A 23409-nucleotide genomic window follows, 5' to 3' on the forward strand; every position below is an offset into this window, starting at 1 on the left:
GTCCACGAGCACGGGACGACGGTGGATCTTGTGGCTCCGGTTCGAACTTTACGTCAACTTGGGAGAGAAGGAAGCCCTGGAAGGATGACCTGAATCCGGCAGCCCCGCTGGGATTCGGCCACGCCGATCCGACCGCCGTGCAGATCGACCGCCCACCGGGCGATGGCGAGCCCGAGCCCCGTACCGCCGTCGCTGCCCGGGCCGTGCGGCGAGGGCACCCCGCCACGGTTGAAGCGCTCGAAGACCCGGTGCCACTCCGACTGCGGAATGCCGGGGCCCTCGTCCAGGACCTCCAGGGCGAGTGACTCCGGGTAGTCGCCGCGCCGCGCCTTGACCGTCACCCGGCCGTGCGGCGGGCTGTGCTTGACCGCGTTGTCGATGAGGTTCGCCACGACCTGGTGGATCCGCTCCGGGTCCGCGTGCGCGGTCAGCTCCGGCGGGGACACGTCGAGGTGCAGATGGACGTCGGTGCGGGTGTGACTGCCGGAGCCCGAGGCGATGCCCGCGCGCACGGAGGCGACCATGTTGGCCTCCTTGAGCACGCCGGACAGGTACGGCCACACCTCGAAACGGCGCCTGCGCAGGGGTACGACGCCGTTGTCCAGCCTGGAGAGGTCCAGCAGCGTCTCGACCAGCCGGCCCAGCCGCTCCGTCTGCTTCAGGGCCGTACGCATCGTCTCGGGATCGGCGGCGGAGACGCCGTCCACGACGTTCTCCAGGACCGCGCGCAGGCCCGCGATGGGGGTGCGCAGCTCGTGCGAGACATTCGCCACGAGTTCCTTGCGCTGGCGGTCCTGGGCCTCCAGTTCGTCGGCCATGAGGTTGATCGTCTGGGCCAGGTCGCCCAGCTCGTCCCGCCGGTCGTCACGCACCCGGCGGGTGTAGTCGCCGTGCGAGATGGAGCGGGCGACCGTGTTCATCTCGTCCAGCGGAGCCGTGAGCGAATGGGCCACGAACTGCGTTATCAGCAGTGTGGCGATCATCGAGAAGACCGTGATGAAGCGGAGCTCCGTCTTGGTGTGCACCGCGATCATCGACAGGCCCGTGGTGATGAGCACGGAGATGACGACCAGAGCGCCCAGCTTGGTCTTGATCGAGAAGGGGCGTACGGAGCCCCAGAACCCCTCGCCGCGGCCCGGCTCACCGGGACCGCTCACGACGCCCGTGGTTCTGCCCGATTCACCGAGCCCGCTCATGACATCAGCCCCCTACATGAGGTTCCTGGTCCCTGCGGAGACCCGGCTCAGGGAGTCGGGGTCTCCAGGGCGTAGCCCACGCCGTGGACGGTACGGATCCGCTCGGCACCGATCTTCCGGCGCAGCGCCTTGATGTGGCTGTCCACGGTCCGAGTGCCCGAGGCGTCCGCCCAGTCCCAGACCTCGGCCAGCAACTGCTCGCGGGAGAGTACCGCGCGCGGAGTGTTGGCGAGGCATACCAGGAGGTCGAATTCGGTGGGCGTGAGGTGCACGTCCTCCGAGCGCACCCGCACCCGGCGCTGCGCGTGGTCGATCTCCAGCTCGCCGAGGCGCAGGATCCCGCTGCGTGGCGTCGAGGCGGCCACCACGGCCCGCTCGACCCGGCGCAGCAGGACGTGCACGCGCGCGGCCAGCTCGCGCATCGAGAACGGCTTGGTCATGTAGTCGTCGGCGCCGACGCCGAGCCCGACCAGCATGTCGGTCTCGTCGTCGCGCGCGGTGAGCATCAGCACCGGCACCGGGCGCTGGGCCTGCACGCGTCGGCAGACCTCCAGGCCGTCGAAGCCGGGCAGCATGATGTCGAGGATCAGCAGGTCGGGCTGCCAGGCCTCTGCTGTGTCGACGGCGGCCGGTCCGTCGCCCGCGGTTTGCACGAGGAATCCCTCGGCTCGCAGGCGGGCCGCGATGGCGTCGACGATCGTCGGGTCGTCCTCGACCACCAGCACCCGGCGCTGAGCGCCTGGCGTGGCCGCCGTGCCGTTGTGCGAGGTGTGTGTCTGCTCCATCGCCCGCCCCTGAGGTGTGCTTTCCGGAATCCGTGGGGTGATCCCATGACTGCGCTTGACGCTTGAATGATCTGCGCCAGGGAAGCAGGGTACGGGCAGTCACCTTCGCTCGGCTATCCAGGCCCGACCGCGAGGTGGACGACGTCCGGAACGCCCCGGGCAACGGGGATCTCTTCGGTACGCACCTGGTGGAATCCGGCATTCCGCAGCGTTCCTTCAAATTCCGGAGAGGGCTGCGCCGACCACACGGCGAGCACCCCGCCCGGCTTCAACACCCTTGCGCAGCTTGCCAGTCCGGCCGGTCCGTACAGCCCGGTGTTGTCTTCGGTGACGGTCCAGTCGGGGCCGTTGTCGATGTCGAGGCACAGCGCGTCGTACGTGTCGGAAGTCTCATTGACGTGAGCGAGCAGATCGGATCTCACGATCTCGGTCCGGGGGTCGGCGAGCGCCGCCGCGGAGAGTTCCGCCAGCGGTCCGTCACGGTGCCAGTCGATGACGGCCCCTTCGCGTTCGACGACGGTGATGTGCCCCCAGCGCGGGTCGGCGGCGGCGTGTGCGAGGGAGAACCCGACACCGAGCCCCCCGATCAGCACCCTGGGCTCCGCCCGTCCGTCCAGGGCGTCCAGCGCGGCGTCGACGAGCAGCCGTTCCGAGCGGCCGTCGGAGGTGTCCATCAGGAAGCACCCGTTGGCGATGATCTGCAGCAGCGCCCCGTGACGCCGCAACACGACCTCGCCGTAGGGGCCTTCCCGGCGATCGATGACTACAGGGATGTCGTACGAGGCAGTCATGGCTCCCATCCTGGCACTTTCACCAGGATGGGCAGCCGAATTAACCCTCGGGAGGTCAGAGGTTCAGTCCGTGCCCGTAAGGGAACACGGAGTCCTCGGTGTCGCCGGGGACGTCCGGCCGTGACGCCTCGACCGCCCCCATGGAGCGCGGCAGTTCGAACGGCAGTCGCCCCTGGGCCCGCGCCCGTCCGATGGCGACGTCCAGGAGTGCCGTGTCGCTCGCGCCGTAGTCGGCGACCAGCGCGGCCGCCTTCGCGGCGATCCCGGTGAGGACGGCGGGCCGTTCGAGGTTGACGCACACCAGCGTGGGCACCGCGTCCAGCAGTCGCAGGATCTCCTTGAGCTCGTCCTCCGGGAAGGCCAGCGACCCCGAGTGGAAGAAGGACTCGAAGAGACCGAGGCGCTCCTCGGAGGGCGTGCGCAGCCGCAGGACCGCGAGGTCCGCGTCGACGGGATCGGCGACGACATTGCCGTACGCGGCGGCCACTTGCTCGGAGGCGGGCCTCCACGGCCGCCTCGAAGGGCTGGAGGTGGTACTCACGCAGGCCGCCCGGGTAGATCTGCTCCTTGCCCTGCGCGAAGTGCGGGTCCTCGCCGTCCTTCTGCGGTCCGCCGCCGGGGAAGTGCTCGACCATGGCGGCGACGGAGTCCGGTCCGAGCCTCGTCCCCGGGAGACCGCGTACGCACGCCCGAACCAGCTCGCTCGTCGGCTCCGCGCTGGATCCGAACGTGCCGCTCCGGCGCGACCAGCGCGGCTCGGTGGCCAGGTCGATCGGCGGGTGCAGCGCGACCCGGAAGCCCACCGCCAGGTACTCGCGACGGACCGTGTCCCCGAAGCGCTCCACCAGCGCCGGGTCGCCGATCGCGGCCAGGCCCAGGGGTTCGGGCCAGGCGGAGCAGGCGCCGGAGTTGAAGGAGGCGCCCGGGTGGTCGGTGAACGCGTGGCGCGGGTCGGTGGAGAGGGTGACCGGGATGCCCAGACGGGTGCTCGCGGCCGGCTCCTGGACCTGGTTGACCCACTGGGCCGTCTCGCGCACGCCGTACTGGCCGACGAGGTTGAAGTGGGTCAGTCCCCTGCCCTCGATCAGCTCGGGGGCGGGGCGTGCACGAGGGGCCCGTCGGTGGCGAAGGTGCCGTCCGCGTCCTGCTCGCCGAGGCGGGCGATCCCGGCCACCCCGCCCACGCGTTCTTCGTGCAGTGCTACGCCGATCTCGTCGAGGTCGGCGTAGCACTGCACGAGGCGGTCGCGAGCGGCGAACTGAAGCCCGACACCGACTGCGAGGCGCTCGCCGAGGAGTTCGCCGCCGTCATGGACGGCATCCAGCTGCAGTGGGCCCTCGACCCCACGGGCGTCGACATGTCCGCTCGGACGCGGGCCTACCTCCACCGGCTGCTGCGCTCGATCACCGTCTCGGGCGCGGGGCTGCCTTCGGACGCACATGCAGGACTGACTTGTTCGCACGCAGGGACCGACTCGGACGCGCGCACGGACTGACTCGGACGCGTGTGCGGAGACGGCGACCCCGGACGCCGTACGCGCTTATCAGGTTGCTATGAATCGCCTCCCACGTGGCGTCGGTCATAGACAGCGGCGCCGCGAGCCCCCAAAGGTGGGGCGGGACGGAAGGAGCCCCTCACCTTGGACCGGAGCACGACCGCGACGGCGACGGCAGTGGCGACGACCACGGCCCCGACGGCCTCCTCGGCCGATGCCGCGCTCAAGGACCCACAGGCAGGCACGCTTCTCCTGGACGGGGTGCCGCGACAACGCGGCGCCACGGCCGTGTTGCCCGCCCCCGCCCGGCGACGACATCCCCTGTACTCGCCCCTCCCGCCCCATCCGCTCCACCCGTCTCCCGCGCCCTCGCCCGGCTCCGGTCACTTCGTCCCTGGCGGCTGCTGCCCACCCCCACCGGAACGCCGTTCACCTTCGGTTACGCGGTCGTGCTCACCGTCACCGCGATGGTCACCGACTACGCGGACCCCTCCCTCGTCCACGCCTTGCAGCAGGGGTCCAGCACCGATGTCGCGCACCTCGTACGCGAACCGGTGCTGGTGCTGCTGGCCAGCGCGCTGTGGATGGCGGGCGGGATCACCTCGCCGTACGCCATCGGGTTCGTGCTGGTGCTGACCGCGCTGGAGCGGCGGATAGGCGGCCTGCGGGCCGCCGGAGTCTTTCTGCTCGGGCACGTCGTGGCCACCTTGGCCACCGAGGTGCCCGTCGGCCTTTCCGTGCTGGTGGGAGACCTCCCCGACAGCTCCTTGCACCGCCTCGACTACGGCATCAGCTTCGGCGTCGCCACGAGCGTCGGCGCGCTCGCCGGGCTGCTGAGGCCCTGGCTGCGCTGGCCGCTGCTGGTCGTCTTCGGCTCGATGGTCGTCGGGGACCTGCTCGAATTCGCCGACCCGATGACGGACTGGGGGCACGTGATGTCCCTGGCGATCGGGGTGTCGACCTGGCCGCTGGTCCGGGGCTGGCGCCGCGCCCGTACGCAGGCGGCCTCCGGCCCCGCCACCCCCGCCGCCGTACACACCGCTCGGACGCCCGGCACCGTCGCCGCCTAGCACCGCGGGTGGTCGGGGTGTTCGGGGCGGGCCCGGTCCGGTCGGGCCAGGTGGCCCGGGCCGCCGTCAGCCGTCGGGCCCGCTCCGGGACGCCGAGGCGGCGCTCCTGTTGCGCACGCGCTCCGTGGAGCCTGTCGGTGAGCTGGTACGGGTCGCCGCGCAGGTCGTAGTACGCGCCGTAGTACTCGCGAAACAGGACCTCGCCGCCGTTCACCCCGCCGGGCAGCCGACCCTGCCGGTCCAGGCGGAGGCCGGAGTACGCGGAGGCCCGGAGTACGCGGAGGCCGTAGCACTCCGTGTACTGCTTCGTCTTGCCGATGTACGTCGCCGTACTGCTCCGTCTTGCCGATGTACGTCGCCCAGCTGTGGATCGGCTGCTTGTCCTCGACGTGCGCCGTGCGCCGTGAGCCGGTCGTCGGTCCTGGCCGTGCCGAGTCCCCCGAGCCAGTCGACGGTCTCGGGCCTCGCCCGCTCCGTTCCTCTGGGTGGGTCGTCGGTGACGACGACGAGGATGGTGGGCCGCCCGGAACGATGGCCGCCGGGAGCGGCGGGCGCGGTGGCGGCCGGGGCCCGCCCGACGGCCGCCGTCCCGGCGCCCACGACCACCCGGCGCCGAGTCGACCCCCGTCCCCGTCCCTGCTCCTGCCCTCGTGCGGGACCTGTTCTGCCCTCGTACGGGAAGGGACGGCGGGCCGACGGCGTTGACCGCACCACAGGCGCTCGCCGCGTATTTGCGGCGGAGTGGCGCCGACCAAGAGGGAAGCGGGGCGGATACCCCGCCGACCTGTGCGGATGTCTCCGTGGCGCGGAGTCGGGAGAGCGATCGCTCACAGCGAACAGACCCTGGGGAACAATCCGGGGCTCACGTGCATTGAGTCGGCATAGCTCAACTTGACTGCCTAGGGAGAGATAATGGCTTCGACGTCCACACCGCTCACCCTGCCCGTGTTGCCGCTCGATGACGAGGTCGTGCTGCCCGGGATGGTGGTTCCGCTGGACCTGAACGACGCCGATGTGCGCGCCGCGGTGGAGGCCGCCCAGGCCGCCGCGCGGTCGGAGCCCGGCAAGCCGAAGGTGCTGCTGGTGCCACGCATCGACGGGGCGTACCCGAGCACGGGCGTGCTCGGCACCGTCGAGCAGGTCGGCCGACTGGCCGACGGCGACCCGGGCGCGCTGATCCGCGGCCGTGGGCGCGTGAAGATCGGCGCCGGGACGACCGGTCCTGGTGCCGCCCTGTGGGTCGAGGGCACCCGGGTCGACGAGACCGTGCCCGACCCGCTGCCCGGCCATGTCGCCGAGCTGGTCAAGGAGTACAAGGCCCTCGCCACCAGCTGGCTGCGCAAGCGCGGCGCCTGGCAGGTCGTGGACCGCGTGCAGGCCATCGACGACGTGTCCGCCCTTGCCGACAATTCCGGTTACTCCCCGTTCCTGAGCACCGAGCAGAAGGTCACGCTGCTGGAGACCGCCGACCCGGTCGCCCGGCTGAAGCTCGCCACCGAGCAGCTGCGTGAGCACCTCGCCGAGCAGGATGTCGCCGAGTCCATCGCGAAGGACGTCCAGGAAGGCGTCGACAAGCAGCAGCGCGAGTTCCTGCTGCGGCGCCAGCTCGAAGCCGTCCGCAAGGAGCTGCGCGAGCTGAACGGCGACGCCAAGGAGGGCGAGGAGTCCGACGACTACCGGACCCGCGTCGAGGCCGCCGACCTCCCCGAGAACGTCCGCGAGGCCGCGCTCAAGGAAGTCGACAAGCTGGAGCGGTCCAGCGACCAGTCGCCCGAGGGCGGCTGGATCCGGACCTGGCTCGACACGGTCCTGGAACTGCCGTGGAACGAGCGGACCGAGGACGAGTACGACATCCAGGGCGCCAAGGGCATCCTGGACGCCGAGCACGCCGGTCTGGAGGACGTGAAGGAGCGCATCACCGAGTACCTGGCCGTGCGCAAGCGGCGTTCCGAGCGTGGTCTCGGCGTCGTCGGCGGGCGGCGCGGCGGTGCCGTGCTCGCGCTCGTCGGTCCGCCCGGTGTCGGCAAGACCTCGCTCGGCGAGTCCGTCGCGCACGCCATGGGCCGCAAGTTCGTCCGGGTCGCGCTCGGCGGCGTACGGGACGAGGCCGAGATCCGAGGCCACCGGCGTACATACGTCGGCGCGCTGCCCGGCCGTATCGTCCGCGCCATCAAGGAGGCCGGGTCCATGAACCCGGTGGTCCTGCTGGACGAGATCGACAAGGTCGGCTCCGACTTCCGCGGCGACCCCGCCGCGGCGCTGCTCGAAGTCCTCGACCCCGCCCAGAACCACACCTTCCGGGACCACTACCTGGAGGTCGAGCTCGACCTCAGCGACGTGGTGTTCCTGGCGACGGCCAACGTGCTCGAAGCCATCCCGGAGGCGCTGCTCGACCGTATGGAACTGGTCCGGCTCGACGGGTACACCGAGGACGAGAAGGTCGTCATCGCCCGTGACCACCTGCTGCCGCGTCAGCTGGAGCGGGCCGGTCTGGAGAAGGAGGAGGTCGCGCTCGACGAGAGCGCGCTGCGCAAGCTCGCCGGGGAGTACACCCGGGAAGCGGGCGTACGCAACCTGGAGCGGGCCGTCGCACGCCTGCTCCGCAAGGTCGCGGCGCAGCACGAACTCGGCGAGCGGGTGCTGCCCTTCACGGTGACCGACGCCGACCTGCGCGGGCTCGTCGGACGGCCGCACCACGTGCCCGAGTCCGCCCAGGACCCGGCCGAGCGCCGTACCGCGGTGCCCGGTGTCGCCACCGGTCTGGCCGTGACGGGCGCGGGCGGTGACGTCCTCTTCGTGGAGGCGTCGCTGGCCGACCCGGAGACCGGCGCGGCCGGTCTGACCCTGACCGGACAGCTGGGTGACGTGATGAAGGAGTCGGCGCAGATCGCGCTCTCCTTCCTCCGCTCGCACGGCGCCGAGCTGGAACTGCCGGTCGGCGACCTGAAGGACCGGGGCGTGCACATCCACTTCCCGGCGGGCGCGGTCCCCAAGGACGGTCCGAGCGCGGGCGTCACCATGACGACGGCGCTGGCCTCGCTCCTGTCCGGCCGACTGGTCCGCACGGACGTGGCGATGACGGGTGAGGTCTCACTGACCGGCCGTGTCCTGCCCATCGGCGGGGTGAAGCAGAAGCTGCTCGCCGCGCACCGGGCGGGTGTCACCACGGTCATCATCCCGAAGCGCAACGAGGCCGACCTGGACGACGTCCCGGCCGAGGTGCTGGAGAAGCTGGACGTCCACGCCGTCACGGACGTCCGCCAGGTCCTGGAACTGGCGCTGTCGCCGGCGATGAACGGCGCGACGTCGGAGGTTCCGGTAGCGGCGTGACGGACGCTGCCGGAAGGGAAGGCCCGGGTCCCGTGAGGGAGGCCCGGGCCTTCGCCGTGCCGTCAGCCGTTTGTGTCGGCTGTCGGCCGACATCGGTCGACTGAAATCTGAAATCTGAAATCTGAAATCTGTCAGCTGTCAGCTGTCAGCTGTCAGCCGTCAGCCGCCATCGGTCATCGGCCTCGGTCAGCCGTTGGCCAGCGCCTGCACCCGGTCCAGCCCGCCGTTGAACTTGTCGTGGTCACCGACCGTCGGTCCGGACGAGGTGTACTGCCACATCGTGTAGTACGCCCAGCCGGCCGGCAGCGCGCCGGGGTCGGCGGCGTAACGGGCGATCCACAGGGGGTTGGCGGAGGCGAAGCCGCCGTAGTTGCCGGTGCAGTCGCTCCACCAGCTGGTCGCCGTGTAGATCACGGCGTCCCGGCCGGTGCGCGCCTTGTACTGGGCCAGGAAGCTGCTGATCCAGCTGACCATCGCGCTCTGGGTCTTGCCGTAGCAGGCGGCCCCGTACGGGTTCCACTCGATGTCGAGCGTGCCCGGCAGCGTCCTGCCGTCACCGGACCAGCCGCCGCCGTGGTCCACGAAGTAGTTGGCCTGGGTGGCGCCGCTCGTCGTGTCGGGGGTCGCGAAGTGGTACGCGCCGCGGATCATGCCGACGTTGTACGAGCCGTTGTACTGCTGGGCGAAGTAGGGGTTCGTGTAGTAGGTCCCCTCGGTGGCCTTGGTGTAGGCCCACTTGACCCCGCTGCTCCACAGGGTCGACCAGGCGACGTTGCCCTGGTAGCCGCTGACGTCCACGCCTTCCGTCTGGGTGGCGTCACCGGTGGTGGGCGTGCCGGCCTGGCCGTCGTGCGCGAGGACGCCCATGCCCAGGCGGGCCGAGCCCCGGGCGGGTGTGTCGGCGGCCGAGGAGGGCGGGGCGGAGAGGGCGCAGAGCAGGGAGAAGGCGGCGAGCAGGGTTCCCGGCGCGAGCAGGCGCAGGCGGTTCGGCGTTCCGGATCTGTGCACGGGCATGACGGGCCTCCGAAGGGCTCGATGGAGCCAGGTGGGGGGAACGGTGCGGACATCCGTGCCGTGAGTGGTGCGGGCATGTGTGCCGTGAGTGGGGGGTCAGGTCCTCGTCGACCTGGCGGCATGGGCATGCCATTGGGTGCCTGTTCACGAAGCTACGCACGGGGAGAACGCGCTGGGAAGAGGGGCCGTGGGCTGCCGTTGGTCTACGCCTGAGAAATACTTACGGAGCTGTGGCTATGGCCACCTTTTGGCGGAAACTTTCAGAGTCGGGAAACCGGGTGAGGGGCAGACGTGCGCGAGGACAGGAACGGAGGCCGACGTCCGGCCGGCCTCGACGGGCCGGGCAGGGGTGTGGACCAGCCCGCCGCGCACGGCGGCCCGGACCCGGAGTTCCTCTCCCTGGAGCGCGAGTTGACCGTGTTCCTGCGCCGTGCCCGCGCCAACCAGGGTGAGATGGCCCGTGAGGTCCATCCGGACCTGGAGTCCGCCGCGTACGGACTCCTCGTACGCCTCGACGAGTGGGGCCGCCAGCGCGCCACCGAACTGGCCGCCTACATCGGCGTCGGCAAGGCCACCATGTCCCGCCAGCTGCGCGCCCTGGAGGAGCTCGGCCTCGTCGCCCGTGAGCCCGACCCCGCCGACGGCCGTGCCTGGCTCGTCCACCTCACCGAGGAGGGCCGCGGCCGGGTCGGCCAGGTGCGCGAGGCCCGGCGCGCCCGGTACGTGAGTGAGCTCGCCCACTGGGATCCTCACGAGGTCGCGGAGCTGGCGCGGCTGCTGCACCAGCTGAACCTCGGCATGGAGAAGTAGGAGGAGGCGGGCGTGGACGAGGAATTCCCCGCGCTGGAGCGGGAGCTGACCCTGCTGCTGCGGCGCGCCCGGGCCAGTTCCGGCGAGATGGCCCGAGAGGTCCACCCCGACCTGGAGGCCTCCGCGTACGGGCTCCTCTTCCGCCTCGACGAGTGCGGCCGTCAGCGCGCCACCGAACTGGCCGCGTACATCGGCGTCGGCAAGGCCACGATGTCCCGTCAGCTCCATGCCCTGGAGGAGCTCGGTCTGGTCGCCCGTGAGCCCGATCCCGTCGACGGGCGTGCCTGGCTCGTCCGTCTCACGGACGAGGGCCGGCACCGGTTCCGTACGGTGCGGGAGGCGCGCCGGGCACGGTACGTCCGTGAACTCGCGGGCTGGGACCCGCGCGAGGTCGCCGAACTGGCCCGGTTGCTCCACCAGCTGAACCGGGGCATGGAGAAGTAACGCTCCGATCCGCCCCGCTCACCACTCCACGAAGACCACCGTCGCGTCGTCGTGCGTCTTGCTCCGCCTCAGCCGTGCCCGCGCCTCGGCGTCGGCCCGCTCCAGAGTCCGTACGCGGTCCACGAGGGACTGGGCGCCCTCCTTGCGGACGACGGTGAACAGGCCGCCCCAGTCGCCCTCCCCGAACTTCTCCACCCAACGGGTCGCCCCGTCCGTCAGGGCGGCCAGGGCACGGACCTCGGCCCGGGGCACGGTCCCCGTCACAGCCCGGGCCGCGACCGAGGGATCGGCGGCGGCCGTGAAGAAGCCCCCCTCCTTGTTGCGGACGGTCGCGTCGGCGATCACGTCCGAGGCGAGAGAGGCGCGGGGGACACGGGTGAGGCGGTCGTCCAGGACCGGTGTCACCTCGCCCGCGGGGGACTCCAGCAAAAGGGCGGAGTCCGAGAGGACCAGGTACTCGACGAGGTCGGCCGACCAGCGGGCGAGGACCACGGTTGCCTGCGGCGTGCGCGGGTGAGAAAGGTCACAGGTGTCGGAGTGGGCCTCGGAAGCGCGCCGGATGGACCGGGAAAGGATCTCCGCCAAGGTCAGATCCCGGCGGGAAACGGACAGTTCGGTCAGGGCTCCGCCGAGGTGTGCGGAGAACCAGTGGACGGAATGCAGACAGCCGTCGTCGCCCGGCGGGGGAGTCACGCCGTCGAGGACGACCAGTGATCCTCCTTGTCCTGACGCCGGAAGGCCGACCGATGCGAAGTCCTCATTGGGGCGGGCCGGGTCGCCCGGCTCTGAGACGAGTTCGGTGCGCATTCAGCCAGTCTGCACGAGCCCTTCACAAGGTCCACGAAAGGCTGGCAACGGTCGCAGGGCCGGTGCGGACCAGCAGCTCAGCCGCCGGGTTTGGCATGGAATGATCGACTCCGGCAAGGCGTGGCGGCGAATATTGCCAAAGCGCGCCGCAGACGTCCAACCGGCCCGCCGTGCAGGGGGGTCGCACGCGCCACAGGAACTTGCCCGCCAACTCCGGTCCGGGGTTCACTCCTTCGGGTGGCGGGCCGGATGATGCGGGACCACTGCCCACCGGCACTGGGAGGGTCGGGAGCCGATGGGACACCCCCTGCTCGAGCGAAGTCGAGAGCTTGGGGAGGGCGGACGCCCAGTTGACGGAACGTCACCCGGGACCTCGGGTACACGAGTCAGGAATGCGAGCACCGGTGCAGAAGATGCGGTCTCGGCGCACAGGCAAGCAGGCGGCCTCCGGAGCCGGGCAGTCGGCCTCCGAAGGGGGCGCGGAGCGCACGCCGGGCGCCGCGGGGCAGACCCCTGCGGGCAAGGGCCGCTCCGCTCACGTGCGCAATCGGCTGATCATCGCCGTGGCGGTCGTCGCGGCCGCCATCGTCGGCGCCGGAGCCCCCACGGTCCTCGCGGCCTCCGAGCAGCTGAACGACTCCCAGAACCTGGTGACGCTCTCCGGGCGGACCCAGCAGGCGCTGACGCTCGCCCACTCGCTGGCCGACGAGCGCGACGAGGTCACCTCGTACATCGCCGCGGGCCGGCCGAAGTCCAAGGCGCCCTCCGAGCAGCGCAGCGCCCGGGTCGACCGGCAGGTCGACGAGGTGCGGGCGGACGCGAACGCGCCCACCGTCCTCCTGAAGGACCTGGACGGCATCGGCACCGCCCGCAGAGCGGCGCTCACCGGCAAGAGCACCGCTCTCGAAGCGCACGAGGCGTACTCCGACGTCATCACCGAACTCCACGCCCTCGCCGAGGACCTGGCCGAGCAGCTGCCGCCCCGCGCGGGCTCCGGCGCGCACGCCCTCGCCGAGCTGGACTCCGCGGTCCAGCAGTCCGCCGCCGCCCGCGGACTGCTCCTCGCGGCCCTCAACATCCCGCGCACCACCCAGACGGTCATCAACCCCGTCACCGGGCTGGCGTCCACCATCAGCAGCTCGTCCTCCGCCGGCGCGAAGCAGCGCGACGCGCTCAGCGCCGCCGCCCAGCAGGCCCGGCTCCGCTCGGACGCGGCCCTCGCGGACTTCCGCGAGACGGCCCCCAAGGACGCCAAGGACTCGTACGACTCCACGGTCACCGGACCCGACGTCACGACCGCGGACAAGTACCTCACCGACCTCACCGACCAGCCGACGCTCTCCGACTCCGAGCTCGACTCCAGCACGAACAAGGTGGACGCGGCGCTCTCCGCCCGCGTCGAGCTGATGCGCGGCGCCGAGTCCGCGCTCAACGACCACCGCACCAAGGACCTGGAGCGGCTGCGGGACGACGACGTCACCGCGCTGGAGATCCGGATCGCCCTCATCGGCACCCTGCTGCTGGTCGCGGTCGGCGTCTCGATGGCCATGGCCCGCACACTCACCCGCCCGCTGGCCGTGCTGCGCCTGGGCTCGGCCCGCCTCGCCGCGGACCCGGGAGCGCGGGAGCCGGTCAAGTTCACCGGCCGCAACGACGAGTTCGCCCAGGTGGTCCGCTCCGTCAACGCGCTGCACGCGCACGCCGCCGCGCTCCATGAACGGCTGACCACCCTCGAGGCGGACCGCAAGCACCTCATCGGGCAGCGCCAGCTGATGGCCGACGAGCGCGACAGGCTGCGCGCGGAACTCGCCGACGCGGCGGCCCACCTGGAGCAGGTGCGCGGCACCATCCACGGCACCTTCGTCAACCTCGCGCTGCGCACCCTCGGCCTGGTCGAGCGGCAGCTCGGGGTCATCGAGGGCCTGGAGGAGCGCGAGCAGGACCCGGACCGCCTCGGCACGCTCTTCAAGCTGGACCACTTCGCGACCGTCATGCGGCGCCACAGCGAGAACCTGCTCGTCCTCGCCGGCCACGAGCACGTCCAGCACCACGCGGGCCCCGTCCCGCTGGTCGACGTCGTACGGGCCGCGGTCAGCGAGATCGAGCGGTACGAGCGCGTCCGTATCGCCGTGTTGCCGCCGCACGCGCACCTCGCCGGGTTCGCCGCGGACGACCTCTCGCACCTGGTGGCCGAACTCCTGGAGAACGCCTCCTCGTTCTCTCCACCCGACCTGCCCGTCGAGGTCTCCGGCTGGCTGCTGGAGAACGGCGAGGTGATGCTCTCCGTGCAGGACGAGGGCATCGGCATGGCCGCCGACCGGATGGCCCAGCTCAACGCCCGCCTCTCCGCGTTCGACCCGGAGGACGCCTACGACCAGGAGAGCGGCGAGGGACTCGGGCTCGGCCTGTACGTGGTGGCCCGGCTCGCCCACCGGCACGGCGTCCGCGTACAGCTGCGGGAGCAGAAGCAGGGCGGCACCGCGGCCGTGGTCGTCCTCCCCAGGACGCTGCTCGCGACCGCCCCCGCCGTCACGGTCCCCTCGGCCTCCCCGGTCGCCGGAGCCGCCCCCTCGGCCGTCCTCCCGGGCGCCGACGCGGAGGCCAACTCGAACGTGCTGCACGGCCGTTCGGCCCTCACGGCACGGGGCCAGGCGAGGCCGGCCGTTCCGACCACTCCCGCCGGTGACGAGGACCCGCTGATCGCCGCCGCGGAGGAGGCCGTACGCGCGGACGCCGCCGCGGAGGAGGCCGTACGGTCGGACGCCGCCGCGCAGGAGGCGGCATACGCACCCGAGCCGACGCCCTCCGAGACCACCATGGAGCTGCTGGCACCGCTGGTCCCGCCGGACGAGCCGGTGGCTCCGGCGCACGAGCCCGCAGTGTCCGCGCCCACTGCCGACCCCTACGCCATCGGCCCCGACTCCCACGAACGGGTGTCGGACGAGGAGACGGAGCGGGTCACCGACAAGGGACTGCCCAAGCGGACGCCGAAGATCTCGGCGCCCGCACCGGTTCCCCGGCCGCGCGCCGGTGGTGTGGACGCCGAGGCGCTGCGGCGCAGGCTCGGCGGCTTCCACCGGGGCGCGACGGAGGGCCGCCGCGACGTGGAGGCCGAGATCGCCGAACAGACGGCCCAGACGCCCACCCCGCACCACACCGCACGGAACACCGCGCAGGACCAAGCACAGGACGCGGTGCGCCGGCAGGACGCAGTAGACGCATCGGGGGGCACAGTCGAGGAGGCAAGCAGTTGACCGCGCCCAGTACCTTCGGCCTGAGCAGTGAAGCTCGCAATCTGCACTGGCTGTTGACGAACCTCGTCGAGGAGGTGCCGGGCCTCCAGTCGGTCGCGGTCGTCTCCTCCGACGGTCTGCTGCTGCTGTCGTCCGACCCCGGGAGGAACGCGGAGGCCCGCACCGGGGCGGAGGCGCGCCCCACCGGCCCCAAGGGATCCTCCGCGGACCTCGCCACCATCGTCTCCGGCATCGGCAGCCTCACCATCGGCGCCGCCAAGCTGATGGACGCGGGCGGGGTGAAACAGACGATGGTCGCGATGGACGAGGGCAGCCTCTTCGTCATGTCGATCAGCGACGGCTCGCTGCTCGGGGTGCACGGCGCCCCGGACTGCGACATGAGCGTGGTGGCGTACCACATGGCGCTGTTCGTCGGCCGTGCCGGGCACGTCCTGACGCCCGAACTCCGCAGCGAGCTACGCCAGTCACTCGAAGCCAAGCCGACGGGGAGTGCCCAGTGAGTTCTTCCTCCGCGCCCAAGCTCCCCATACGTGGCGGGGAGCGCAAACCGGCCCGCGTGCGCCCGTACTCGCTCACCGGCGGCCGTACCCGTTTCGGGCACGTGCTGCTGGTCGAGACGTTCGTGGCGGCGCTCGAGGCCCCCGAGGAGCGCAAGGAGCTGACCAACGGCTCCCTCGCGACCCGGGTGATGCCCGAGATGCGGGCCATCGTCGAACTCTGCCGCCGGATGCGTACGGTGGCCGAGATCGCCGCCCTCCTCAGGATGCCGCTGGGTGTGGTCCGCGTCCTCCTGAGCGACCTGGCGGACCAGGGAAAGATCCGTGTGTACGGAACAGGTCACGGCCCGGGACAGCCGGACCGCGCTCTGCTGGAAAGGGTGCTGAATGGACTCCGTCGTCTCTGAGGGTGCGCCGAGAACGGCCTCCCCCGCCTCGGCTCCGATGCCTCTGGCCCCGGTGCCGCTGCCCGAGTCCGACGAGAACCTCCAGGCCTGGCAGACCGACCGCACCCGCGCCCCGATCGCGACGAAGATCGTGGTGGCGGGCGGCTTCGGCGTGGGCAAGACCACGCTGGTGACCGCGGTCTCCGAGATCACGCCTCTCCAGACGGAGGCGCTGATGACCCAGGCCAGCGAGGAGACGGACGACCTCACCGGCACCCCGGACAAAGTGACCACGACCGTGGCCATGGACTTCGGCCGCATCACACTCGACGACGACCTGGTCCTGTACCTCTTCGGAACGCCGGGCCAGCAGCGGTTCTGGTTCATGTGGGACGACCTGGTGCGCGGTGCGATAGGCGCCGTGGTCCTCGCCGACACCCGCCGCCTCAAGGACTGCTTCCCGGCGCTCGACTACTTCGAGAGCTGCGGACTGCCGTACGTCGTCGCGGTCAACCACTTCGACGGCAGCGAGCGGTTCGACGCCGACGACGTGCGCGAGGCCCTCACGGTGCCCCCACACATACCTGTCATGATCATGGATGCCAGGCGCCGGATCTCGGTCGTCGAGACCCTGCTCGCGCTGGTGGGGCACGCGCTCGACGCGAGCCCCGAATAAGACGTACACGGAGTTAGGACGCGCATGCGGAAGATACTCGTCGTCGGAGCCGGTCAGTCCGGACTCCAGCTTGCCCTCGGCCTCCAGTCGCACGGGTACGAGGTCACCCTGATGTCGAACCGGACGGCGGACGAGATCCGCACCGGCCGCGTCATGTCGACGCAGTGCATGTTCCACACGGCACTCCAGCACGAGCGCGATCTCCAGCTGAACTTCTGGGAGTCCCAGGCCCCGAAGATCGAAGGACTCGGCGTCTCGGTCGCCGCCCCCGGCTCGCACGACCCCGGTCCGACCCAGCGGGCGATCGACTGGGTGGGCAGGCTCGACGGCTACGCGCAGTCGGTCGACCAGCGGGTGAAGATGGCCGGCTGGATGGAGACCTTCGCCCAGCGCGGCGGCCAACTGGTCATCCACGGCGCGGCGGTCTCCGACCTGGACTACTTCGCCCGTACGTACGACCTGGTCCTGGTGTCGGCCGGCAAGGGCGAGCTGGTCTCCATGTTCGGCCGGGACGCCGCCCGTTCGCCGTACGCGCAGCCGCAGCGCGCCCTCGCCGTCGCCTACGTCCACGGTCTGGGCCCGCGCCCCGAGCACCCCGACTACGACGCGGTCCGCTGCAACCTGGTCCCCGGCGTCGGCGAGCTCTTCGTCATGCCGACCCTCACCACCTCCGGCCGTGCGGACATCCTCTTCTGGGAGGGCATACCCGGCGGCCCGGTCGACGCCTTCAACGGCATCAAGGACCCCGCCGAACACCTCTCCCTGACCCTGGAACTCATGGAGAAGTTCGTGCCGTGGGAGTACGCCCGGGCCACCAAGGTCGAACTCACCGACGCCAACGGAACACTGTCCGGACGCTACGCCCCCACCGTCCGCAACCCGATCGGCCGCCTCCCCGGCGGCGGCCTGGTCCTGGGCGTCGCCGACGTGGTCGTCGCCAACGACCCGATCACCGGCCAGGGCTCCAACTCCGCCTCCAAGTGCGCGGCGGCGTACCTCGGCGCGATCCTCGAGCGCGAGGACAAGGAGTTCGACGAGGCGTGGATGCGGTCCGCGTTCGACCGGTACTGGGACACGGCCCAGCACGTGACGAAGTGGACGAACGCCATGCTGGGCGTGCCGCCGGAGCACGTCCTCAACCTGATCGGGGCCGGGGGACAGATTCCGGCGGTGGCGCATCGTTTCGCCAACGGGTTCAACGACCCGGCGGACTTCGAGAACTTCTTCTATGAGCCGGAGAAGACGGAGGCGTACCTCGCTTCCGTGACGGGGGCCTGACCTGTCCCTCCGGGCGCGGGGAGTCCGTGGCTGGTCGCGCGGTTCCCCGCGCCCCTCGGGGGCGCGCCCCTAACGGGACGCGACTCTTGGTGGTGTGTAGTGCCGCAGGAGCTTTCCGTCCGGGTCCGGGCGGACGGCTCCGAGCAGCGGGTTGGCGGCGATGGGGGAGACCTTGACGTCGGTTCCCGGTCTCGGGGCCTGTACGACCAGGCCGTCCCCCAGGTACAGGGCGACATGGGTGGCCTTGGGGAAGTAGATCACCAGATCCCCGGGGCGGAGATCGTTCAGCGGAATGTGGGGCAACTGGGCCCATTGCTCCTGGCTGGTCCGGGGGATGGGCCGCCCTGCGTGCCCCCAGGCCTGCGAAGTGAGCCCCGAGCAGTCGTACGCCCCGGGACCCTCGGCCCCCCACACGTACGGCTTCCCGATCTGGTCCACGGCGTACCGCACCGCCTTCTCGCCCTCCCGCGTGGGCGGTCGCGCACTGCTGAGCGCCCCTGACGCCACGAACTTCTGCTGCGCCTCGGTGACTCCCGACTTCTCCAGCCGGGCGAGCTTGGCGAGCTGATCGGGGCTGAGCGAGGCGAGCAGCACCTCGACGTCCTTGAGCCGCCCCCGCACCTCGTCGCGCTCCTTCTTCTGACGTTCGGCGAGAGAGAGTTGACCGTCGAGCGCCTTGCGCGCCTTCCGTGCAAGACCGTCGGTCCTGCGCTCCGTCTCCTGCAGCCGTTCGACGGTCTCGATCCGCTCCCGCGCCAGCTGCCCGATCACATGCCCCTCGTCCAGGGCATGCTGTGGATCACGGGCGAGCAGCAGCCGTACGTACGACGAGATCTCGCCGCTGTTCTGGTACTCCTGCCGGGCGAGCCGCCCCGCCGCCGTGCGGCTGTCGTGCAGCGAGAGGCGGGCCCTGGCGAGGTTCCCGTCGAGCCGGGCGACCTCGGCCTTCTGCTTCTTCAGCTTCTCCGCAGTGGCGTTGTACGTCTCGGTGGCGCGCTCGGCGTCCTGGTAGAGCTGCTGAAGATCCGTCAGTAGGTGAGTCACGGAATGCTCTTCGGCCCCGGGGTCCGGCGCGGCCACCACCGCCGGCGCGGAGGCCAGCAGCACCCCCGACGCCATCGCGGCCGTACAGGCCAGACGTACAAGCCTTCCTGACACTTCATCACCTCCGGTGCCGAGGTGGTACCTCCACCTCGCACCGGCAGGATCAGGGAGGCGCATCCCGAGCGCGCGCCGACTGACCGGTTCGGCCCAAGAACCTCACTCGTCGGCGTGGGACTCCGGCGTGGCTCCCGCGCTCTTGCCGCCGGGCTTGGACCAGGGCCACTTGCGCCCGCTCCCCGCGTCGCCCGAGGGGTCGTACTCGTACTTCCACGCCTGATGCAGCCCCAGTCGCTTGCTCACCCGCGCCTGGACGCGCCGGTAGACGAGCACGGTCGGCGGACCGCCGTCGGCATCCGGAACCGGAACCCGGTACACCTTCGGCGGGTGTCCGGTCAGACCGAGCAGGACGGGCAGCACACGCCCGTCCAGCGGGCCGCCCTCGAAGGGGGTGTCTTCGCTCTTCACGGCACCAGTGTCACAAACGCACCCGTCACAGCAGCCGCGCGGCATCACCGATCACCGGAAGAACCGCCCGGGCCAGCTTCCCCAGGGCACCTTCCCGCCCCTCCAGGACGAGCGCGGCCCGCACCACGCGGGCGGTCTGCGGATCACGTCCGGCACTGACCACGAGCATCGCCACGAACTGCTCCACGAGCCAGTCCCGCAGCTCGTCCAGCGGCGGCTCCTTGCCCCCGTCCAGCCAGCTCAGCGAGGCGCCCTCCACCGCGGTGATCCACATCCGCACGGTCATGCGCAGCCGTCGCCCCGGATCCTTCACGCCCAGATGATCCAGAATGTGCTCTGCCGCCGCCCGCCGCACGCCGTCCACTATGGCCGTCGTCCTGGAGGTCTCGACGACACTGCCTCCCTGAAGCAACGCGGTGAACCCGGCGTCGTGCTGGTCCACGAACGCCAGGTACCGATCCAGGGCCCGGGCCAGCCGCACGCTCAACGGCCCCTCGGGGGGCTCCGCGAAACAGTGCTCCAGATCCTCCGCGGCGGACCGCAGGGCAGCCTCGTACAGCTGCTGCTTGCCGCCCGGGAAGTACCGGTACACCAGAGGCCGTGACACGCCCGCCGCCTCCGCCACGTCATCGAGCGAGACCTCCTCGGGTGCCCGGTGCGCGAAGAGGGACAGTGCCGCTTCGAGGAGCTGCGAGCGCCGCTCCTCGACACTCAGCCGACGGTATGCGGGGGTGGGAGCCTGCGAGGTCATATCGGCAGCGTAACGGCCAGGACACGAGCCCCTTCCCCGCCGCGGCCGCGACCCACCACGGCCGTCGGGCGCCCCGCCCTCAGGCCAGCAGCCCCGACGCCCTCCACAGCCGCCGTCCGACTCCCCGCAGCACCCCGATGTCGTCCAGGAAGTCGGTCAGCCGCTTGGCGCCGGTCTGCATGACCTCCCGCCGGTGCCCGCTCGCCCGTACCTGCGCCACGGCCTCCCGCTGGTCGAGGCCGACGTTCGTGTAGACCTCGGGATTGACGAAGGCGACGGAGAAGATCCGGGCGAACTCCCCCGACGTCACCCGCGTGAACTCCTGCGACCACCGCGGCGCCGTCACCATCTGTCGTCGCAGTTCCTCCCGCGCGTACCGCACGTGCCGCGCCTCCTCCACCACGTGGATGCGGGTGACCCCCCGTACCAGGCTCTGCACCCGCTCGTCCGGAAAGGTCAGCCGCTGCATCCAGTCGAGGATCTCCTCGCCGAGCAGAGTCGCCGTGAAGGACCCGGGCGTGGTCGAGATGGTCTTGAAGACCCGCCCCAGATTCAGATGCGTCCGGCTCACGGGGTAGTACGGCGTTCCCCCGTGCGAGATCAGCCGGGCGAACATCTTCGAGTGCCGGCACTCGTCCTCGATCTCGGTCAGCGCATAGCGCACATGCGCACTCGTCGCCGCCTTGTCGTAAATGTGCCGCACCAGCAACTGCATCAGAATGATCTCGAACCAGATCCCCAGCGAAGCCAGCGCGGCCGCCTCGTGGTGCGAGAGCAGAACCCGCTGCTCCTCGCCCATCCGCTTCCACAGCGGGGTGCCGTACAGCGACACCAGCTCCGGCGGCCAGAACCACTTGCCCTCCTCGAAGGGCGAGTCCCAGTCCAGCTCCTTGTCCGGGTCGAAGGAGTGCTTGGCGGAGGAGTCGAGCAGCCGCTCGGCGACCTGCTCCCGGTCCTTGAGCAGACCGAGCGCATCGCGCAGCACGTCCACTTCCGTCACGGTCGTCATGGCTGTTCCCACCTCGTCGTACGGGGTCCAGTACGGGATCCATCCGGGTTACCGGCGGTCACGACTTATGAGACTGCTTGTCAGCAAGCTCGTCAATCCCTTGCGCGCGACTTGTTGACGACGCGTCTACCTCGTGTGAGCCTGCGATGTATGTCGACGCACGAGCTGTACGCCAAGGACCCGGGAGACCCCCTCTGGCAGGTACCGGCCTCAGGGGCGGCACGCTTCAGCTGGGAGTACGACGACGGTCGCGACCGACTCCTCGCCCTGTACCAGAAGGGCAAGGACAAACAGTGGGACGGCCAGAAGAGAATCGACTGGGACCTGGAGGTCGACCCCCACGACGCTCTCGGTACCCCCGACGAGTCGATGACCCTCTACGGGACCCCGTACTGGGCGAAGATGACCGACCGGGACAAGGGCGAGTTGCGCAAGCACTACGCGTCCTGGCAGTTCAGCCAGTTCCTGCACGGTGAGCAGGGGGCCATGGTCTGCGCCGCGCGCATCGTCGAGTCGGTCCCCGACCTGGACGCGAAGTTCTACTCGGCCACCCAGACCATGGACGAGGCCCGCCACGCCGAGATCTACGCCCGCTTCCTGCAGGAGAAGATCGGGATGCTCTACCCGATCAACGACAACCTGCGGTCGCTCCTCGGCGACACCCTCCGGGACTCCCGCTGGGACATGCCGTACCTCGGGATGCAGGTCCTCATAGAGGGCCTGGCCCTGGCGGCCTTCGGCATGATCAGGGACACCACCGACAAGCCCCTCCCCAAGCAGATCCTCGCCTACGTGATGCAGGACGAGGCCCGCCATGTCGCCTTCGGCCGGATGGCGCTGCGCGACTACTACACACAACTCTCCGACGCCGAACTCCGCGAACGCGAGGAATTCGTCATCGAGGGCTGCTACTTGATGCGGGACCGGCTGCGCGGCGTCGAGGTCCTGGAGAACTTCGGCATTCCCAAGGCCGAGGCCGAGGAATACAGCGAACAGTCCGAATTCCTGCGCCTCTTCCGCCAGTTGCTCTTCAGTCGCATCGTCCCGTGCGTCAAGGACATCGGCCTGTGGGGCGAACGTCTCCAGCGGGCGTACGTCGACATGGGCGTTTTCGAGATGGGCGACTCCAACCTCGACCTCCTGATGGCCCAGGACGAGGAGGTGGCCGAGCGGTTGGACGCGGAGCGGTTCGCGGCGGAGGAGAGGGAACGGGTGGCGGAGGTGACGGAGATGATCGAGAAGGGTGAGGGCTCGTAGGACGAACCGCCGGAGACGGCCTGCCCGAACGCGCGTGCGCCGGCCCACTCGGACCGGCATGCTCACATCATGACATCCGCCCCGAACCCCCATGTCCCACCACGCGTCCTGGCCCGCCGCAGTCTGGAGGGTCTGGCCCTGGGTGACGCCTTCGGCGAACGCTGGTTCCCCCTCTTCCGGGACCGCCCCCAGGCGTACGAGGAGATCCGAGCCCGGCGCACCCCCGAGGAACCGGACTGGCACTGGACGGACGACACGGCGATGGCACTCGGCATCTTCCGTGTCCTCGACGAACACGGCGAGATCCGGCAACCGGAACTGGCCCAGGCCTTCGCCCTCGGCTACGACGCCGACCCGGCCCGGGGCTACGGCTACGGCATGCACCAACTGCTCCCGCGCCTCCTCCAGGAGCCGGACCGCTGGGCGGAACTGGCACGCGGACTCTTCGACGGCGAGGGCAGCCTCGGCAACGGCGCGGCGATGCGGGTGGCCCCGTTGGGCGCCTGGTTCCGGCACGACCTGCGCCTGGTGATCGCACAGGCGACGCTGTCGGCGGAGGTGACCCACGCCCACCCGGAGGGCATCGCGGGCGCGGTGGCGGTGGCCGTCGCGGCGGCGTTGTCGACTCGTTGGGACCTCACCATCGGCACGGTCGTCGAGGCCACGCCGGACAGCGCCGTCCGCGAGGGGCTGCGGCGCGCCGCGAGCCTTCCCTTCGCCACCGAACCCTGGAAGGCCGCGGACATCCTCGGCAACGGCCGGCGCATCCGCGCCGACGACACCGTTCCCTTCGCCGTCTGGTGCGCCGCCCGCCACCCCGACGACCTCACCTCGGCCCTGTGGAGCACGGCGGAGGGCTTCGGCGACGTCGACACGACCTGCGCCATCACGGGCGGCATCGTGGGCGCCCGTACGGGAGTGGGGAACGTACCCGAGGAATGGCTGAGCCGCCGCGAGGCGGTCCCCGGCGCCGCATAGGCCGCGCCGGGC

The 23409-nt window shown here is 70.8% G+C and carries 22 protein-coding genes and 1 pseudogene; 12 read left to right on the forward strand and 11 right to left on the reverse strand.

The window, feature by feature from the left end:
- Positions 1–53: 53 nt before the first annotated feature.
- The 5 genes and pseudogenes from AAFF41_RS31410 to AAFF41_RS31430 all read right to left on the reverse strand — a co-directional run.
- A complete protein-coding gene (locus tag AAFF41_RS31410; RefSeq protein WP_225900459.1) occupies positions 54–1196 on the reverse strand; it encodes a HAMP domain-containing sensor histidine kinase in 1143 nt (380 codons plus the stop codon).
- A gap of 47 nt (positions 1197–1243) precedes the next feature.
- A complete protein-coding gene (locus AAFF41_RS31415; protein ID WP_054236710.1) occupies positions 1244–1981 on the reverse strand; it encodes a response regulator transcription factor in 738 nt (245 codons plus the stop codon).
- 113 nt (positions 1982–2094) lie between these two features.
- Positions 2095–2772, reverse strand: a complete 678-nt coding sequence (locus AAFF41_RS31420) for a spermine/spermidine synthase domain-containing protein (RefSeq protein ID WP_319746844.1) — start codon at positions 2770–2772, stop codon at positions 2095–2097.
- Positions 2773–2827: 55 nt separating this feature from the next.
- Positions 2828–3313 carry a glycoside hydrolase family 3 C-terminal domain-containing protein gene (locus AAFF41_RS31425; protein ID WP_343324988.1) on the reverse strand — a complete coding sequence of 162 codons (486 nt, stop codon included), beginning with the start codon at positions 3311–3313 and terminating at the stop codon, positions 2828–2830.
- Between the two features lie 10 nt (positions 3314–3323).
- Positions 3324–3809 (reverse strand): annotated as a pseudogene (locus AAFF41_RS31430) (glycoside hydrolase family 3 N-terminal domain-containing protein); the annotation flags it as partial.
- A 65-nt stretch (positions 3810–3874) separates the two neighbouring features.
- Here AAFF41_RS31430 and AAFF41_RS31435 point away from each other — a divergent pair.
- The 3 genes from AAFF41_RS31435 (at position 3875) to lon (ending at position 8667) form a co-directional block, all read left to right on the forward strand.
- A complete protein-coding gene (locus AAFF41_RS31435) occupies positions 3875–4267 on the forward strand; it encodes a TetR family transcriptional regulator C-terminal domain-containing protein (protein ID WP_319746347.1) in 393 nt (130 codons plus the stop codon).
- Positions 4268–4716: 449 nt separating this feature from the next.
- Positions 4717–5337: a rhomboid-like protein gene (locus AAFF41_RS31440; RefSeq protein WP_425526177.1), complete on the forward strand. Its 621-nt coding sequence runs from the start codon at positions 4717–4719 to the stop codon at positions 5335–5337.
- Positions 5338–6249: 912 nt separating this feature from the next.
- The gene (gene lon / locus AAFF41_RS31445) at positions 6250–8667 is read left to right on the forward strand and encodes an endopeptidase La (protein WP_319746343.1); all 2418 of its coding nucleotides are present in this window, start codon (positions 6250–6252) and stop codon (positions 8665–8667) included.
- A gap of 186 nt (positions 8668–8853) precedes the next feature.
- On the opposite strand, the gene AAFF41_RS31450 is transcribed toward lon, so the two are convergent.
- A complete protein-coding gene (locus AAFF41_RS31450) occupies positions 8854–9681 on the reverse strand; it encodes a lysozyme (RefSeq protein ID WP_319746341.1) in 828 nt (275 codons plus the stop codon).
- A gap of 291 nt (positions 9682–9972) precedes the next feature.
- On the opposite strand from AAFF41_RS31450, the gene AAFF41_RS31455 reads away from it, so the two are divergent.
- Together AAFF41_RS31455 and AAFF41_RS31460 are read left to right on the forward strand one after the other, a co-directional pair.
- Positions 9973–10491 carry a MarR family winged helix-turn-helix transcriptional regulator gene (locus AAFF41_RS31455; RefSeq protein WP_388407375.1) on the forward strand — a complete coding sequence of 173 codons (519 nt, stop codon included), beginning with the start codon at positions 9973–9975 and terminating at the stop codon, positions 10489–10491.
- A gap of 12 nt (positions 10492–10503) precedes the next feature.
- Positions 10504–10935, forward strand: a complete 432-nt coding sequence (locus AAFF41_RS31460; RefSeq protein ID WP_319746339.1) for a MarR family winged helix-turn-helix transcriptional regulator — start codon at positions 10504–10506, stop codon at positions 10933–10935.
- Between the two features lie 18 nt (positions 10936–10953).
- On the opposite strand, the gene AAFF41_RS31465 is transcribed toward AAFF41_RS31460, so the two are convergent.
- Positions 10954–11742, reverse strand: a complete 789-nt coding sequence (locus tag AAFF41_RS31465; protein WP_343324989.1) for a protein phosphatase 2C domain-containing protein — start codon at positions 11740–11742, stop codon at positions 10954–10956.
- A gap of 413 nt (positions 11743–12155) precedes the next feature.
- On the opposite strand from AAFF41_RS31465, the gene AAFF41_RS31470 reads away from it, so the two are divergent.
- From AAFF41_RS31470 to AAFF41_RS31490, 5 genes are read left to right on the forward strand one after another with little or no spacing between them, the layout of a single operon-like run.
- The gene (locus AAFF41_RS31470; protein WP_343324990.1) at positions 12156–14996 is read left to right on the forward strand and encodes a sensor histidine kinase; all 2841 of its coding nucleotides are present in this window, start codon (positions 12156–12158) and stop codon (positions 14994–14996) included.
- Positions 14993–15496 (forward strand): roadblock/LC7 domain-containing protein, encoded by a 504-nt coding sequence (locus AAFF41_RS31475; RefSeq protein ID WP_054236699.1) that lies wholly within the window; start codon positions 14993–14995, stop codon positions 15494–15496. The genes AAFF41_RS31470 and AAFF41_RS31475 overlap by 4 nt, the downstream gene beginning before the upstream one ends.
- Positions 15493–15900, forward strand: a complete 408-nt coding sequence (locus AAFF41_RS31480; protein ID WP_319746333.1) for a DUF742 domain-containing protein — start codon at positions 15493–15495, stop codon at positions 15898–15900. Before AAFF41_RS31475 ends, AAFF41_RS31480 begins: the two co-directional genes overlap by 4 nt.
- On the forward strand, positions 15881–16555 hold the full coding sequence (locus AAFF41_RS31485; protein WP_060894584.1) for a GTP-binding protein: 675 nt from the start codon (positions 15881–15883) through the stop codon (positions 16553–16555). Before AAFF41_RS31480 ends, AAFF41_RS31485 begins: the two co-directional genes overlap by 20 nt.
- Before the next feature lie 24 nt (positions 16556–16579).
- On the forward strand, positions 16580–17833 hold the full coding sequence (locus AAFF41_RS31490; RefSeq protein WP_319746329.1) for a styrene monooxygenase/indole monooxygenase family protein: 1254 nt from the start codon (positions 16580–16582) through the stop codon (positions 17831–17833).
- A gap of 69 nt (positions 17834–17902) precedes the next feature.
- Here the strand turns inward: AAFF41_RS31490 and AAFF41_RS31495 are convergent, their stop codons facing one another.
- The 4 genes from AAFF41_RS31495 to AAFF41_RS31510 all read right to left on the reverse strand — a co-directional run bounded on the left by AAFF41_RS31495 (position 17903) and on the right by AAFF41_RS31510 (position 21162).
- A complete protein-coding gene (locus AAFF41_RS31495; RefSeq protein WP_319746327.1) occupies positions 17903–18991 on the reverse strand; it encodes a C40 family peptidase in 1089 nt (362 codons plus the stop codon).
- 102 nt (positions 18992–19093) lie between these two features.
- Positions 19094–19402, reverse strand: coding sequence for a hypothetical protein (locus AAFF41_RS31500; RefSeq protein WP_054236694.1), 309 nt, complete (start codon positions 19400–19402; stop codon positions 19094–19096).
- Positions 19403–19427: 25 nt separating this feature from the next.
- A complete protein-coding gene (locus AAFF41_RS31505) occupies positions 19428–20153 on the reverse strand; it encodes a TetR/AcrR family transcriptional regulator (protein ID WP_319746325.1) in 726 nt (241 codons plus the stop codon).
- A gap of 79 nt (positions 20154–20232) precedes the next feature.
- The gene (locus AAFF41_RS31510; protein ID WP_343324991.1) at positions 20233–21162 is read right to left on the reverse strand and encodes an AurF N-oxygenase family protein; all 930 of its coding nucleotides are present in this window, start codon (positions 21160–21162) and stop codon (positions 20233–20235) included.
- A 150-nt stretch (positions 21163–21312) separates the two neighbouring features.
- On the opposite strand from AAFF41_RS31510, the gene AAFF41_RS31515 reads away from it, so the two are divergent.
- Both AAFF41_RS31515 and AAFF41_RS31520 read left to right on the forward strand, forming a co-directional pair.
- The gene (locus AAFF41_RS31515) at positions 21313–22419 is read left to right on the forward strand and encodes a ferritin-like domain-containing protein (protein WP_343324992.1); all 1107 of its coding nucleotides are present in this window, start codon (positions 21313–21315) and stop codon (positions 22417–22419) included.
- Between the two features lie 69 nt (positions 22420–22488).
- The gene (locus AAFF41_RS31520) at positions 22489–23397 is read left to right on the forward strand and encodes an ADP-ribosylglycohydrolase family protein (protein ID WP_343324993.1); all 909 of its coding nucleotides are present in this window, start codon (positions 22489–22491) and stop codon (positions 23395–23397) included.
- Positions 23398–23409: the final 12 nt, after the last annotated feature.

The organism is Streptomyces mirabilis, from assembly GCF_039503195.1.
Lineage (GTDB): Bacteria > Actinomycetota > Actinomycetes > Streptomycetales > Streptomycetaceae > Streptomyces > Streptomyces mirabilis_D.